This is a genomic window from Streptomyces sp. Root1310, from assembly GCF_001426425.1.
GTDB lineage: Bacteria > Actinomycetota > Actinomycetes > Streptomycetales > Streptomycetaceae > Streptomyces.
The window spans coordinates 85140-98858 of record NZ_LMEQ01000035.1; the positions used below are offsets into that span (position 1 = coordinate 85140).

Genomic DNA, 13719 nt, shown 5'->3' on the forward strand with positions numbered 1-13719 from the left:
TGCCTCTTTCGGTGGGGGGATCAGGACGTGCGTTCGGCGACGAGCACCGGGCGGTCGGGCAGCGACAGGCCCACCGCCGCGCCCGCGGCGAGCCCGGCGGCCTCGTGGGCGGGCAGGTCGGCCTTGACCTCGGTGCCGTCGGCCAGCCGGACGGTGACCCGGACGGCCGCACCGAGGAACGAGGTGGCGACCACGCGCGCGTCCCCGTCGTCCTCGGCCCGCACCCGCACCGCCTCCGGCCGCACCAGCACGTCCACCTCGGTCGCGGCCGGGATCCTGCCGTCGACGGGCAGCCGGCGCCCGAGCACCTCGACCCTCGCGCCGTCGAGGTGTCCCGGTATCCGGCTCGTCGTGCCCACGAACTCGGCGACGAAGGCCGTGGCGGGCCGGCCGTACAACTCGGCCGGGGCGGCGCACTGTTCGAGCCGTCCGTCCCGCATCACGGCGACCCGGTCCGCCATGGACAGGGCCTCCTCCTGGTCGTGGGTGACGAACAGGGTGGTGATGCCGAGCTCCTGCTGGAGCCGCCGGATCTCCTCGCGCAGGGTCAGCCGCACCTTGGCGTCGAGCGCGGAGAGCGGTTCGTCCAGGAGCAGGACACGCGGGCGCAGGGCGAGGGCGCGGGCCAGGGCGACGCGCTGCTGCTGTCCGCCGGAGAGCTGGTGCGGGAACCGTGCGCCCTTGTCGGCGAGGCCCACCAGCTCCAGCAACTCGGCCGCCCGGGAACGCCGTTCGGCGGTGCGCACCTTGCGCATCCGCAGCCCGAAGGCGACGTTGTCGAGCGCGTCGAGGTGCGGGAAGAGGCTGTACGACTGGAACACCATCCCGGCGTCCCGGCGGTGGGCCGGCACCCGGGTGACGTCCTCGCCGTCGACCAGCACCTCGCCGGCGTCGGGGTGTTCGAACCCGGCGAGCATCCGCAGCGCGGTGGTCTTCCCGCAGCCGGAGGGGCCCAGCAGGGCGAGGAGTTCACCCGGCCGGACCGTGAGGTCGAGGCCGTCGAGGGCGACGGTCGGCCCGAACTCCCTGCGCAGGCCGCGGAATTCGACGGTCGCCGCCTTGGACGTCGGCTCGGTCGTCGTCGCTGTCTTGTCGAGCACGGTCATGGTTCATCCCCGGGAAGTAGGACGGGTGCGCCCGCCGAAACCGGCGAGGACGAGGAGCAGCACCCAGGTCACGAGCAGGCTGAGCACGGACACGGCGACGGACAGCTGGGCCTGCGAGCCGCTGACGTTCACGATCCAGACGGCGAAGGGCTGGAAGCCGAGCAATTGCGCCACGGTGAACTCGCCGAGCACCAGGGCCAGGGTGAGGAAGGAGGCGTTGAGCAGCGCGCCGCGCAGGTTGGGCAGCACGGCCCGGACCAGCGCCTGTGGCCAGCCGGCCCCGCAGCTGCGGGCGGCCTCGACGAGGGTGCCCACGTCGACGGAGCGCAGCCCGGCGTCCAGGGCCCGGTACACGAACGGCAGCGCCATCACGACGTAGGCCAGGACGAGCACCACGGGGAAGTCGGGGTTCTGGATCGCCACGAAGGTCTGGAACAGCGGCGTGCGCGAGAGATGCTCGGGCCCCCATTTCAGCACCGTCCCGATACCGGCGACGAACGCGATCGGCGGCACGACCAGCGGCAGGGAGCACACCACCTCGACGACCGGCCGCAGCCGGGGCGCGCCCAGCCGCAGCGCCACCATGGCCGGCACCATCAGCAGCAGCACGACGGCGATGGTGGCGACGGCCAGCTCCATCGAGAGCAGCAGACTGGATCCGAAGCCCGCCGTGGAGAAGATCCGGGTGTAGGCGTCGAAGGTGACGCCCTCCCCGGGCACGTCGACGGTGAAGACGACCGACGCGGCCAGCGGGACCAGGAAGTACAGTCCGGCGAGGCCGAGGACTCCCCACCGCCACAGGTTCAGGCGAGCCATCGCGCGCTCCGTCGTTGCAGGGGCAGATAGACCGCCATGACCAGGCCCGCGACCAGGACCATGTCGAGGCTGAGGGCGAGCGCCACGTTCTCCTGGCCGACGAGCACGTTGCCGGAGATGGCGTCGGCGATCTGGAGGGTGACCAGCGGGATGGAGCTGCCCACCATGGCGGCGGCGGTGGCGTACGCGGCGAAGGCGCTGCCGAAGAGCAGCACCAGGCCGCCGAGCAGCGAGGGCAGCAGCACGGGCAGGGCGACGTGCCGCCAGTACTGCGCGGAGGTCGCGCCGTTGTTCTGCGCCGCCTCGCGCCACTGGGACCGCAGCCCCTCCAGGGCGGGGGTGATGGTGAGCACCATCAGCGGGATCAGGAAGTACAGGTAGACGATCACCAGTCCCCAGAAGCTGTACAGGTCCCAGCCGTGGTCGGTGAGGCCGAAGTGCAGGGTCAGCACACCGGCGTTGCCGAGCGTGGCGACGAAGGCGAACGCCAGCGGGACGCCGCCGAAGTTGGCGAGCACCCCGGACGCGGTGAGCACCGCCTCGCGCAGCGCGCGGAAGCGGGAGGTCACGACGGCCTGGGCCAGCGGCAGTCCGAGCAGCGCCCCCAGCCCCGCCGACACGGCGGACAGCTTCACGCTGCCGAGCAGGGCGGTCAGATAGGCGCCCCGCAGCGAGGCCGTGAGGTTGTCGGCCGTGTACGAGGTGGCGCCCGTGGCCGGGTCCTTGACGGTGAACGCGCCGTCGAGCATCGCCACGGCGGGCAGCCCGAAGGCGAGCGCGGTGAAGGCGAGCAGCGGGACGACGGCGAGCCAGCCGAGGGCACGGCGCCGCCGCTTCACCGGAGCGGCGGCCGCCGTGCCGGCCCGTACGGCGGTGGAGGTCATCCGGAGACGGCCTTGGCCCAGCCCTGCCCGAGGACCGTCTTGGCCTTGCTCTGCTGGTCCTCGGTCGGGAAGGCGGGCGTCCCGGAGACCTCGGGCAGCTTGGCCGCGGCCGCCTTGTCGAGGGTGCCGGCCTTCTCCATGGCGGTCATCAGGGCCGGGCGGGCGTAGCCCTTGAGCCACAGGTTCTGGCCCTCGACGCTGTAGAGGTACTCCTGCCACAGGCGGGCGGCCGCCGGGTGCGGGGCGTCCTTGTTGATCGCCTGGGAGTAGTACTGGGAGAACTGACCGTCGCTGGGCACCGCCACCTTCCAGTCGACGCCCTTGGACTTGAACTCGTCGGCGTATCCGGCGTTGAGGTAGTCCCAGTCGATGCTGATGGGCGTCTCGCCCTTCTCGACGGTGGCCGGGGTCGACTCGACGGGCGTGTAGTTGCCGTTCTTCTTCAGCTTGGCGAAGAAGTCGAGGCCGGGCTGGATGTCGTCGAAGGAGCCGCCGCTCGCGAGGGAGGCCGCGTAGACGCCGCCGAAGGCCGAGCCGGACTTGGTGGGGTTGCCGTTGAGGGCGACCTGACCCTTGTACCGGGGCTCGAGCAGATCCGCGAAGGTGGTCGGACAGGCCTTGACGCGCTTGGCGTCGCAGCCGATGGAGATGTAGCCGCCGTAGTCGTTGTACCAGCGGGCCTTCGCGTCCTTCTGCCCCTCGGGGAGGTCGGCGTACGACGCCACCTCGTACGGCGCGAGCAGCCCCTGCTGGGCGGCGCTGAGCGCGAAGGAGCTGCCGAGGTCGAGGACGTCCGGCGCGCGGCCCTGGCCCTTCCTGGAGGTGACGGCGTTGATCTCGTCCTGGCTGGAGCCGTCGGGGTTCTCGACCGCGACCTTGATGCCGTACTTCTTCTGGAAGCCGTCGATGAGGGCGCCGTAGTTGGCCCAGTCGCGGGGCAGCGCGATGGCGTTCAGCGTGCCCTCCTTCTTCGCCGCCTTCACCAGGGCGTCGAGGCCGCCGAAGTCGGCGGCGGAGGTGGCGGTGGCGGCGTTCTTGCCGTCGGCGGTGGTGGAGGTGCTGGTGTCGGGGGCGGCGCCACAGGCGCTCAATGCGAGTACGGCGACGGCGGCGAGGGCACCGCCACGGACGGCTGATCTCGGCAGGGGCACGGTCACGGCTTCTCCAGGGGACGCGCGAGAATGCGGGAGACGAGGGCAACTTGTCTGAACAAGTTGGCCTCAGTACGCACGCCGCTGGTGTCCCCTTCGTAAACACTGGCGAAACCCTGAGCCCCGAATTCACGCACAGTTGCGGTGCGAGCGGAGCCGCTCCGCAGGTCGACTAGGCTGGTCAAGCTGTGTACAGCCGTCGACGCAGAGGGGAAGCATGGCCGCGCGACACGAGGAGATCGCCGACGCACTGCGCCGGGCGATCGACCGCGAGGAGTACGCGGTCGGCGCGCGGCTGCCCGCGGAAACCGACCTCGCCGCCCGGTACGGCGTCTCGCGCGGCACGGTCCGCCAGGCCGTCGCGGCACTGACCGCCGAGGGGCTCATCGGCTCCCGCCAGGGCGCCCGCCGCGTGGTCCTGGCCAGCCGCCGCAGCCAGAGCTTCGCCGAGCTGCGCAGCTTCGCCCAGTGGGCGCGCGCGATGGGCCGCCAGGCGACCGGCAGGGTCGTCGCCCAGGAGTACCGCCCGGCCGGCACCCAGGACGCCGTACGTCTCCAACTCCGTGAAGGGACCATGGTGTTGCACGTCCTGCGGTTGCGCGGCCTGGACGGCGAGCCGGTACTCCTGGAGCGGACCGTGTACGCGGACTGGATCTCCCCGGCCGTCGAGTCGATCGAGCCGGACTGCCCCTCGGTGACCCAGCGCCTCCTCGACGACACCGGACTGGTCTTCGCCTACGGCGAGCATGTCATCGACGCGGTGGCGGCGGGCGCCCAGGACGCCGAACTGCTCGCCATCCGCCGCACGAGCCCCCTGCTGCGCGTCCGCCGGGTCACGACGACCCGCGAGGGCCGCCCGGTGGAGTGGTCGGACGACCGCTACCGCTCGGACGCCGTCAGCTTCAGCGTGCACAACTCGATCGGCAACAACGCGCTGGCGCGCAAGACCGCCGAGTAGGCGCAGGGCGACCCGGGCCTGCCCGGCTCAGGTCGGCGCGCCCGCGGAGAAGCGGCGCAGGAGCGGTGACAGCACCAGCACGGACTTCGTCCGTTCCACGAACGGCTCCCCCGCGATGCGCTCCAGCACCCGCTCGAAGTGACGCATGTCGGCGGCGAAGACCTGGGCGACGGCGTCCGCCTCCCCGGTGACGGTGGAGGCGGCCACCACCTCCTGGTAGCGCTCCAGGCCCCGCTGGATGGTCTCCGGGGAGGTGTTGCGCCGGCAGTAGATCTCGACGAACCCCTCGGTCTCCCAGCCGAGGGCCGCCGGGTCGACCCGCACGGTGAAGCCGGTGATGGCCCCGGTGGCGCGCAGCCGGTCCACGCGCCGCTTCACGGCGGGCGCGGACAGCCCGACCAGTTGCCCGATGTCCGCGAAGGAGCGGCGGGCGTCCTCGGCGAGGGCGTGCACGATGCGTTCGTCGAGATCGTTCAGCACAGTGGGTCGTTCACTTCTCAGCTGGTGCGGGCGCTGCGAGACGGGAGCGGCGGTGGCCGTAGAGGAAGTAGAACACGAGCCCGACCGCCATCCAGACTCCGAAGACCACCCAGGTGACGGCCGAGAGGCTGCCCATCATCCAGACGCAGAAGGCGAGCCCCAGGGCCGGCAGTACCGGCGAGAGCGGCACCCGGAAGGTCCGGGGCATCTCGGGACGGGTCCGGCGCAGCACCACGACGGCGATGTTGACCAGCCCGAACGCGAACAGCGTACCGATGCTGGTGGCGTCCGCCAGTTGGCCCAGCGGGATCGCGGCGGCCAGCACACCGCAGAACAGCGACACGATCACCGTGTTCGTACGGGGCGTGCCGGTCTTCGGGTGGACGCGGGAGAACACCTTGGGCACGAGGCCGTCCCGGGACATCGCGAAGAGGATGCGGGTCTGGCCGTACAGCACGGTCAGGACGACGCTCGCGATGGCGATGACCGCGCAGAACGCGAGGAGGGTGCCCCAGAAGGACTGGCCGGTCACCTCGCGCATGATCTGCGCGAGCGCGGCCTCGGAGTCGCCGAACCGCTGCCAGGGCTTGGCGCCCACGGCGACGGCCGCGACGAGGACGTACAGCGCCGTCACGATGACGAGCGACAGCATGATCGCGCGGGGCAGGTCGCGCTGCGCGTTCTTCGCCTCCTCGCCGGCGGTGGAGGCGGCGTCGAAGCCGATGTACGAGAAGAACAGCGTCGCACCGGCCGCGCTGACGCCCGCCATGCCCAGCGGCATGAAGTGCTCGTAGTTGCCGGAGCGGAAACCCTGGACGCCGATGGCGCAGAACAGCACCAGCGCGGCGATCTTCACGGCCACCATGACGGTGTTGGCGCGCGCCGACTCACGGGCGCCGCCGAGCAGAAAGGCCATGGCGAGCAGGACGACGATGAGGGCCGGCAGGTTGAAGAGACCGCCGTCCCCGGGCGGCGCCGACAGCGCGTCCGGGATGGTCACGCCGATCGTCCCGTCGAGCAGCTCGTTGAGGTACTCGCCCCAGCCGACGGCCACGGCGGCGACCGACACGCCGTACTCGAGGACCAGACACCAGCCGCAGATCCAGGCGATCAGTTCGCCCATCGTCGCGTACGCGTACGAGTACGAGGAGCCGGCGACCGGGATGGTGCCCGCCAGCTCGGCGTAGGACAGAGCCGAGAAGAGGGCGGTGAGTCCGGCGATCACGAAGGAGAGCGTGACGGCGGGACCGGCCTTGGGCACGGCCTCGCCGAGGACCACGAAGATGCCGGTGCCGAGGGTGGCGCCGATGCTGATCATCGTGAGCTGCCAGAGCCCGAGGGAGCGCCTGAGGGAGCCTCCCTCGCCCTGGCCGCCCTCGGCGACCAGGTGTTCCACGGGCTTGCGCCGCATCAGCCGCGCGACGGGCCCCGGGGACGCGGGGGCCGTCGTACTGCGTTGTTGCGGGGGTGCGCCTTGATCGAGCACGCGCTGACTCCTTCGTCGCTGCCTCTCGGCGTGACGGGGACCGGCGGCACACCTGCACGAGCAGGAACCCACCGAGCGGGGTCCCCGCCACGCTACGTACAGCGCACGACCCTACGAGCAGGGCCGTAGCGCTAGTAATGCTGCAACCTTGCGCACACACGCAAGATCGTTGCGTTCATCGCGCCGAGCTGCACATTCATTGCAGCTCGACCGAACGCGCCCCATGAGGGGCACGGGGAACGGCGCGACCAGCCAGGGCGAACCCGCACCTGGAAGCCGGTGATCAGCGCCGTTCACACGCGCCGGCAGGCGGAGCGCCTCGCGGAGCTACCAGCTGGCGTGCAGCGGCTTGCCCTCCGCGTAACCGGCCGCGCTCTGGATGCCGACCACGGCCTTCTCGGCGAACTCCTCCAGAGAGCCCGCGCCCGCGTAGGTGCAGGAGGAGCGGACGCCCGCGATGACCGAGTCGATCAGGTCCTCGACACCCGGGCGGGCCGGGTCGAGGAACATCCGCGACGTGGAGATGCCCTCCTCGAACAGCGCCTTGCGGGCACGGTCGTACGCGGACTCGTCGGAGGTGCGGTTGGCGACGGCGCGCGCGGACGCCATGCCGAACGACTCCTTGTAGAGCCGGCCGCCCGCGTCCTGCTGGAGGTCGCCCGGGGACTCGTAGGTGCCCGCGAACCACGATCCGATCATCACGTTGGACGCACCGGCGGCCAGCGCCATGGCGACATCGCGCGGGTGCCGGACACCGCCGTCGGCCCACACGTGCTTGCCGTACTTCTTCGCCTCGGCCGCGCACTCCAGGACCGCCGAGAACTGCGGCCGGCCCACGCCGGTCATCATGCGGGTGGTGCACATGGCGCCGGGTCCGACCCCGACCTTGATGATGTCGGCGCCCGCGTCGATCAGGTCCTTGACGCCCTCGGCGGAGACGATGTTCCCGGCGACGATCGGGACCCGCGGGTCGAGCGCGCGCACGGTCCGGATCGCGCTGATCATCGACTCCTGGTGGCCGTGCGCGGTGTCGATGACCAGCGTGTCCACGCCCGCGTCGAGCAGCTGCTTGGCCTTGCCCGCGACATCGCCGTTGATACCGACGGCCGCGGCGACGCACAGCTTGCCCGCCGCGTCGACGGCCGGGGTGTACAGGGTGGCGCGGAGGGCGCCCTTGCGGGTGAGGATGCCGGCGAGCTTGCCCTCCCGGTCGACCGCGGGGGCGTAGCGCCGGTTGGCCGAGTCGAGGGTGTTGAAGGCCTCGCGCGGGTCGATGTCGGCGTCCAGGAGCAGCAGGTCCCGGGACATGACGACCTCGAGCTGGGTGAAGCGGTCGACCCCGCTCAGGTCCGCGTCGGTGACGACACCGACCGGGCGGAACTCCTCGTCGACGACGACGCCCGCGTTGTGCGCGCGCTTGGGCAGCAGGGCCAGGGCGTCGGCGACCGTCTGGTGCGGGGCGAGCACGATGGGGGTGTCCAGCACCAGGTGGCGGCTCTTGACCCAGGTGATGACGTCGGTGACGACGTCGATCGGGATGTCCTGCGGGATCACCACCAGCCCGCCGCGCCGGGCCATCGTCTCGGCCATCCGGCGGCCGGCCACGGCGGTCATGTTGGCGACGACCAGCGGGATCGTGGTGCCCGTGCCGTCCGGGGCGGCGAGGTCGACCGCCTGACGCGACCCGACCGCGCTGCGGCTCGGCACCATGAAGACGTCGTCGTAGGTGAGGTCGTACGCGGGCTGGATGTCGTTGAGGAAACGCACGTGCTGCACATCCCAGTCGATCAGAGGTGACCCCCGGACAGGTCAGCCAGGGGGAGAAGCACGTACTTCATTCTCCCACGACGGCCGCGATGCGATGCCCGGACAGAACATCCAAGCAGCTCAGGGGGGTCTTAGGAGGATCCTCCGAGGGCGAGCAGCACGGACAGCGCCGGCACCTGGTCGACCGCCTGGGCGAACACGTCCTGGGCGATGGCCCACTCCTGCGGCCGGGCCTCGGCGTACGGCCGCCAGTTGCGTACGACGATCTGGAGCCCGCCGTCCCCGGGCGGGGCCTGGAGGTCGGTGAGGCTGTCGGCGAGCGCGTCCCAGTTGCGTCCGAACCAGTCGGGCAGGCCGAGGGCGTCGGCGCAGCGGTTCATCAGAGCGTCCTTGTCGGTCACTCCGTCCAGATCCAGCGTGACCACGAACTGCGTCATCTCAGCACCGCCCGGAACGTGTCGTAGTGATTATCGGTGTAGTAGATCTCGCCGCCCCGCCCGGTGACAACGCGTCGGGCCCCGCGGTCGCGGGAGCCCGGCGCCTCGACGGTGTGTTCGCGGTAGTGGCCCCGCTCGTGCGCGGGCAGCAGCCCCTCGAAGTTCCCGAAGACGGCTCCGTCCCTGGCGTGGGGGAAGGGACCGCCGGCGTCGGTGAGCCGGAGGGTCCGGCGGGCCTCGGCGGGCAGCTCGGACTGCCGGACCGGGGCCGGACCGCCGGCCCGGGACGGCTCGGCGGCCGTGGCGACGGCCGGGGTGGAGTCCCGCGGCCCCGGCTGCCCCGAGGCGCAGCCGGTGAGCAGGGCGAGCGGGAGGAGCAGGCACACCAGCACGCGGGGGACGAACCGCAGCAGCACGCGTTCGATGCTGTCACGGCCGTCCCCCTCGTGGCCTGCTTGCGGGCGGGTCAGATCCCGTCCGGGTCCGCCCGGCCCAGGGCGGGCTTCGGGGTCGGCCCCGCCGTCATCAGGAAGTCGGCGGCCGAGGTGTCCGTCACCAGGCTGGTGACGAGCCCGGAGCGGAGCACGGCGTCGATCGCGGCCGCCTTGCGCTGCCCGCCCGCGATCGCGACGACCTCGGGGACCCGGCGCAGCTGGTCGGTCTTGACCGTGATGCACCGCTCGCCCAGGTCCCGCCCGACCCGGCGGCCCTCGGCGTCGAAGAGGTGCGCGGACATCTCGGCGGCGACCCCGAGCGAGGCGTAGTGCGCCCGCTCCTCGTCGCTGAGCATGTCGTGCACCGTCGAGATGCCCGGCTCCCAGGAGCCGATGGAGACACAGGCGACCGTGACCTTGTCGAAGTACTCGAAGGCGCGGGCGATCCCGGTCTGGTGGCGCAGCGCGGCCGCGGTGGCCGCGTCCGGCAGCAGCATCGGCGCGTAGATGGGATGCGCGTCGCCGCCGGACACCTGGGCGGCACGGCGGACGGCCTCGACCGAGCCGCGCTCCGCGGTCCCGGCGTCGTAGACACCCGTCAGCTGCACGACCGTGCAGGGCGGCAGCCGGTCCAGCGCCGCCGCCATGTGAATGGTGGACCGGCCCCAGGCCAGCCCCAGCACGTCCCCCTCGTCCACCAGTTCGCCGAGCAGGTCCGCCGCCACTTCCCCCAGGTTCTCGGGGTCCGTGGTCTCCTCGGCCTCGGCCGGGGACTCGACCACGACGGCGTGCCTGAGGCCGTAGCGGGCGCGGAGCGCGTCCGAGCGCTCCGCGTCCAGCTCGGCCGGCACGCGGATCTCGATCCGTACGAGATCCCGTTCGAGGGCGGTCTCCAGGACCCGGGCCACTTTGAAGCGGCTGACGCCGAACTCCTCCGCGATCTGGATCTTGGACTTTCCCTCAAGGTAGAAGCGGCGGGCCATGGCCGCCGCCTGCACCAGCTCAGCGGGTCCCATCCGCATGGCTGACCGGCCCGCCGACATACCCGACACGGCGTTCTCCTCACTGCTGTTCACACTCTGGATACGCCGTTCATCCTCGCAGATCCGGCGCAGTTGATCAGCTCTGTTGGGAGCCGTTCACATACCTGTCGGTAAGTGGTTGGTTCAGTGTCCACATGCCCAGGAGGCGCCGGCGGTCGCCGCCTCCGCCTGAGCCCGCAGGCCACGGACCGCCTCCGCCGGGTCGTCCGCCCCGTATACGGCCGAGCCTGCCACGAACACGTCCGCGCCCGCCTCGGCGCACCGCTCGATCGTCGAGGCCGAGACCCCGCCGTCGATCTGGAGCCACAGGTCGAGGCCGTGCTTGCTGATCAACTCGCGAGTGCGGCGGATCTTGGGGAGCATGATGTCGAGGAAGGCCTGGCCCCCGAAGCCCGGCTCGACCGTCATGATCAGGAGCATGTCGAGTTCGGGCAGCAGGTCCTCGTACGGCTCGATGGGCGTCGCCGGCCTGAGTGCCATGGAGGCACGGGCGCCCTTCGCCCGGATCTCGCGGGCGAGCCGCACGGGTGCGGCGGCGGCCTCGACGTGGAAGGTGACGGACGAGGCACCCGCCTCGACGTACTGCGGGGCCCAGCGATCGGGGGCTTCGATCATCAGATGGCAGTCCAGCGGGGTGTCCGTCGCACGGGCCAGTGACTCTACGACCGGCACACCGAGCGTGAGGTTCGGGACGAAATGGTTGTCCATGACGTCGACGTGGAGCCAGTCGGCTCCGGCGACCGCCTCCGCCTCGTCCGCAAGGCGGGCGAAGTCGGCGGACAGGATGCTGGGGTTGATCTGCACGGCCATGACCCAAGCCTGCCATGCCCTCCGGGGGTTGCGGGCATCGGTCCCGTGGGGGGAGCGTGGTTCGTCGCCCGCGGACCGGCTGCGGCTGATCGCGCAGCCCCTCGCGCCCCTTACCGGAGGCGGCCGCCCACCCCGGCGTCGGAACGGCTCGGAGGGTAGTCATGGCCGAGAATCGCGGTGTCGCGCACCTGGTCTGCGGGCGGCGCGCCAAGTGGCTGGTGCTGGCGTTGTGGCTGGTGGTGCTGTTTCTGACGGCACCCTTCGCGCAGAAGCTCACCGACGCCCAGGACAACGACGCGGCCTCCTGGCTGCCGGGGTCGGCGGAGTCCACCCAGGTGCTGGAGATCTCGCAGGACTTCAGGCCCGAGCAGATCCCCGCGGTCGTCGTCTACGCCCGTGACGAGGGCCTGACGGCCGAGGACCGGGCGCAGATCACCGAGGACGCGGCGCAGCTCAGGCAGCTCACCGACCACGGCATCCGCGGCGCGGAGACCCGCGGGCCGGTCTACGACCGCCCGGCCGACCCGCGCGCCGCCCAGATCTACGTGCCGATCACCATGGACGAGAAGGGCTGGGAGCGCATCGCCCCGGCCGTCGACTCGATCCGTGACGTCGTCGGCGACGGCGGCGCGGGTCTGGCCGTGCACATCACCGGGCCCGGCGGTACCTCCGCGGACTTCTCCGAGGCCTTCGAGGGCATCGACTCGACCCTGCTGCTGGCGGCGATGGGCGTGGTCGTGATCATGCTCCTGATCACCTACCGCAGTCCCACCCTCCTCGTCGTCCCGGTGCTCGCCGTGGTCGCCGCCCTGTTCACCGCCCAGGCGCTGATCTACTTCCTGGCCGAGTACGCGGGTTTGACGGTGAACGGTCAGAGCGCCGGCATTCTCACGGTGCTCGTGTTCGGCGCGGGCACGGACTACGCCCTGCTGCTGGTGGCCCGTTACCGGGAGGAGCTGCGCCGACACGAGGACCGGCACGAGGCGATGGCCCTGGCGCTGCACCGGGCGGGCCCCGCCGTCCTGGCGTCCGGCGCCACGGTCGTGCTGAGCATGCTGATGCTGTTGGCCGCCGAGATGAACTCCACCCGCGGGCTGGGCCCGGTCGCGGCCATCGGCGTGGCGGTCGCGCTGCTGGCGATGATGACCCTCTTCCCCGCCCTGCTGGTGATCTGCGGCCGCTGGATCTTCTGGCCGGCGATCCCGCACTTCGGCTCCTCGGACCCGACCGAGCACGGCGTCTGGGCCCGCACGGGCCGGGGCATCGCCCGCCGCCCGCGCATGGTCTGGGCCGTGACGGCGCTGGTCCTGGCGGTCTGCTCGCTCGGCCTGATCCAGCTGCGCGCCGAGGGCATCGGCAACGCGGACGCGTTCACCGGCACACCGGACTCCATCACCGGCCAGAAGGTGTCGGCGAAGTACTTCCCGGCGGGCAGCGGCGACCCGCTGGTGGTGATCGCCGACCAGGGCCGGGCCGGGCAGGTCAGACGCGCGGTCGCGGGGACGGAGGGCGTCGTGCCCACGTCCCTCGCGGTGCCCGCGGGCACGAAACCCGTCCACGACGGCCAGGTGCTGTTCGAGGCGACGATGACCGACCCGGCCGACAGCGAGGCCGCCAAGCAGACCGTGGAACGGGTCCGGGACGCGGTGCACGAGGTACCCGACGCCGACGCCAAGGTGGGCGGCGGCACGGCGGCCCTGCTCGACATGGACAAGGCGACCACCCACGACAACCTGCTGATCATCCCATTGGTCCTGGCCGTGGTCCTGCTCATCCTCTGCGCGCTGCTGCGCGCCCTGATCGCCCCGCTGCTGCTGGTCGGGACGGTGATCCTGTCTTTCGCGGCGGCGCTGGGCCTCAGCGCGCTGGCCTTCCGCCACCTCTTCGACTACGCGGGCGAGTCCACGGACTTCCCGCTGTTCGTCTTCGTGTTCCTGGTGGCCCTGGGCATCGACTACAACATCTTCCTGACCACCCGGATCCGCGAGGAGGCCGCCCGCCAGGGCACCCGGCAGGGCGTGGTGACCGGTCTGGCGGCCACCGGCTCGGTGATCACCTCGGCGGGCCTGGTCCTGGCCGGCACCTTCGCGGCCCTCGCCACCCTGCCCATGGTCGCCTTCGCGGAGATCGGCTTCGCGGTGGCCCTGGGCGTCCTCCTGGACACCTTCATCGTCCGGTCGGTGCTCGTCACCTCGCTGTTCCTGGACATCGGACCGAAGATCTGGTGGCCGCACCGGCTGGCCCTGGAGAGCCACGCGACCCCGTCGAAGGAGCCCGCCCAACCGGTCGGGAGCAGCGAGAACCGACCACCCTTTGCATGACCATGCGAGTTCATGCATAATCTTCC

At 71.6% G+C, this 13719-nt stretch carries 13 protein-coding genes; 2 read left to right on the forward strand and 11 right to left on the reverse strand.

The window, feature by feature from the left end:
* Positions 1-20: 20 nt before the first annotated feature.
* From ASD48_RS40130 to ASD48_RS40145, 4 genes are read right to left on the reverse strand one after another with little or no spacing between them, the layout of a single operon-like run.
* The gene (locus tag ASD48_RS40130) at positions 21-1106 is read right to left on the reverse strand and encodes an ABC transporter ATP-binding protein (RefSeq protein ID WP_057606870.1); all 1086 of its coding nucleotides are present in this window, start codon (positions 1104-1106) and stop codon (positions 21-23) included.
* 3 nt (positions 1107-1109) lie between these two features.
* Positions 1110-1922 (reverse strand): ABC transporter permease subunit, encoded by an 813-nt coding sequence (locus tag ASD48_RS40135; protein WP_057606871.1) that lies wholly within the window; start codon positions 1920-1922, stop codon positions 1110-1112.
* Entirely contained in the window at positions 1910-2806 is an 897-nt protein-coding gene (locus ASD48_RS40140) for an ABC transporter permease subunit (RefSeq protein WP_057606873.1), read from the reverse strand. Before ASD48_RS40140 ends, ASD48_RS40135 begins: the two co-directional genes overlap by 13 nt.
* Entirely contained in the window at positions 2803-3963 is a 1161-nt protein-coding gene (locus ASD48_RS40145; RefSeq protein ID WP_057606874.1) for an extracellular solute-binding protein, read from the reverse strand. The genes ASD48_RS40140 and ASD48_RS40145 overlap by 4 nt, the downstream gene beginning before the upstream one ends.
* A 211-nt stretch (positions 3964-4174) precedes the next feature.
* Between ASD48_RS40145 and ASD48_RS40150 the strand changes: the two genes are divergently transcribed.
* A complete protein-coding gene (locus tag ASD48_RS40150) occupies positions 4175-4915 on the forward strand; it encodes a GntR family transcriptional regulator (protein ID WP_057606876.1) in 741 nt (246 codons plus the stop codon).
* A gap of 27 nt (positions 4916-4942) precedes the next feature.
* Here the strand turns inward: ASD48_RS40150 and ASD48_RS40155 are convergent, their stop codons facing one another.
* The 7 genes from ASD48_RS40155 to rpe all read right to left on the reverse strand — a co-directional run bounded on the left by ASD48_RS40155 (position 4943) and on the right by rpe (position 11372).
* Positions 4943-5395: an Lrp/AsnC family transcriptional regulator gene (locus ASD48_RS40155; RefSeq protein WP_057606877.1), complete on the reverse strand. Its 453-nt coding sequence runs from the start codon at positions 5393-5395 to the stop codon at positions 4943-4945.
* A 10-nt stretch (positions 5396-5405) separates the two neighbouring features.
* Positions 5406-6881, reverse strand: a complete 1476-nt coding sequence (locus ASD48_RS40160) for an amino acid permease (protein WP_057606879.1) — start codon at positions 6879-6881, stop codon at positions 5406-5408.
* 327 nt (positions 6882-7208) lie between these two features.
* Positions 7209-8648, reverse strand: a complete 1440-nt coding sequence (locus tag ASD48_RS40165; protein WP_057607053.1) for a GuaB1 family IMP dehydrogenase-related protein — start codon at positions 8646-8648, stop codon at positions 7209-7211.
* Positions 8649-8779: 131 nt separating this feature from the next.
* Positions 8780-9085, reverse strand: a complete 306-nt coding sequence (locus ASD48_RS40170) for a barstar family protein (protein ID WP_057606881.1) — start codon at positions 9083-9085, stop codon at positions 8780-8782.
* A complete protein-coding gene (locus ASD48_RS40175; RefSeq protein WP_057606882.1) occupies positions 9082-9501 on the reverse strand; it encodes a ribonuclease domain-containing protein in 420 nt (139 codons plus the stop codon). The genes ASD48_RS40170 and ASD48_RS40175 overlap by 4 nt, the downstream gene beginning before the upstream one ends.
* Before the next feature lie 50 nt (positions 9502-9551).
* Positions 9552-10595 carry a sugar-binding domain-containing protein gene (locus ASD48_RS40180; RefSeq protein ID WP_057606883.1) on the reverse strand — a complete coding sequence of 348 codons (1044 nt, stop codon included), beginning with the start codon at positions 10593-10595 and terminating at the stop codon, positions 9552-9554.
* 90 nt (positions 10596-10685) lie between these two features.
* A complete protein-coding gene (gene rpe / locus ASD48_RS40185) occupies positions 10686-11372 on the reverse strand; it encodes a ribulose-phosphate 3-epimerase (protein WP_057606884.1) in 687 nt (228 codons plus the stop codon).
* A gap of 161 nt (positions 11373-11533) precedes the next feature.
* Between rpe and ASD48_RS40190 the strand changes: the two genes are divergently transcribed.
* Complete coding sequence (locus tag ASD48_RS40190; RefSeq protein ID WP_057606885.1) at positions 11534-13693, forward strand: MMPL family transporter; 2160 nt, start codon at positions 11534-11536, stop codon at positions 13691-13693.
* Positions 13694-13719: the final 26 nt, after the last annotated feature.

Coding starts and splice junctions, on each gene's coding strand:
- ASD48_RS40130 (WP_057606870.1), bottom strand. CDS start 1,106: ATGACCGTGCTCGACAAGACAGCGACGACGACCGAGCCGACGTCCAAG.
- ASD48_RS40135 (WP_057606871.1), bottom strand. CDS start 1,922: ATGGCTCGCCTGAACCTGTGGCGGTGGGGAGTCCTCGGCCTCGCCGGA.
- ASD48_RS40140 (WP_057606873.1), bottom strand. CDS start 2,806: ATGACCTCCACCGCCGTACGGGCCGGCACGGCGGCCGCCGCTCCGGTG.
- ASD48_RS40150 (WP_057606876.1), top strand. CDS start 4,175: ATGGCCGCGCGACACGAGGAGATCGCCGACGCACTGCGCCGGGCGATC.
- ASD48_RS40170 (WP_057606881.1), bottom strand. CDS start 9,085: ATGACGCAGTTCGTGGTCACGCTGGATCTGGACGGAGTGACCGACAAG.
- rpe (WP_057606884.1), bottom strand. CDS start 11,372: ATGGCCGTGCAGATCAACCCCAGCATCCTGTCCGCCGACTTCGCCCGC.
- ASD48_RS40190 (WP_057606885.1), top strand. CDS start 11,534: ATGGCCGAGAATCGCGGTGTCGCGCACCTGGTCTGCGGGCGGCGCGCC.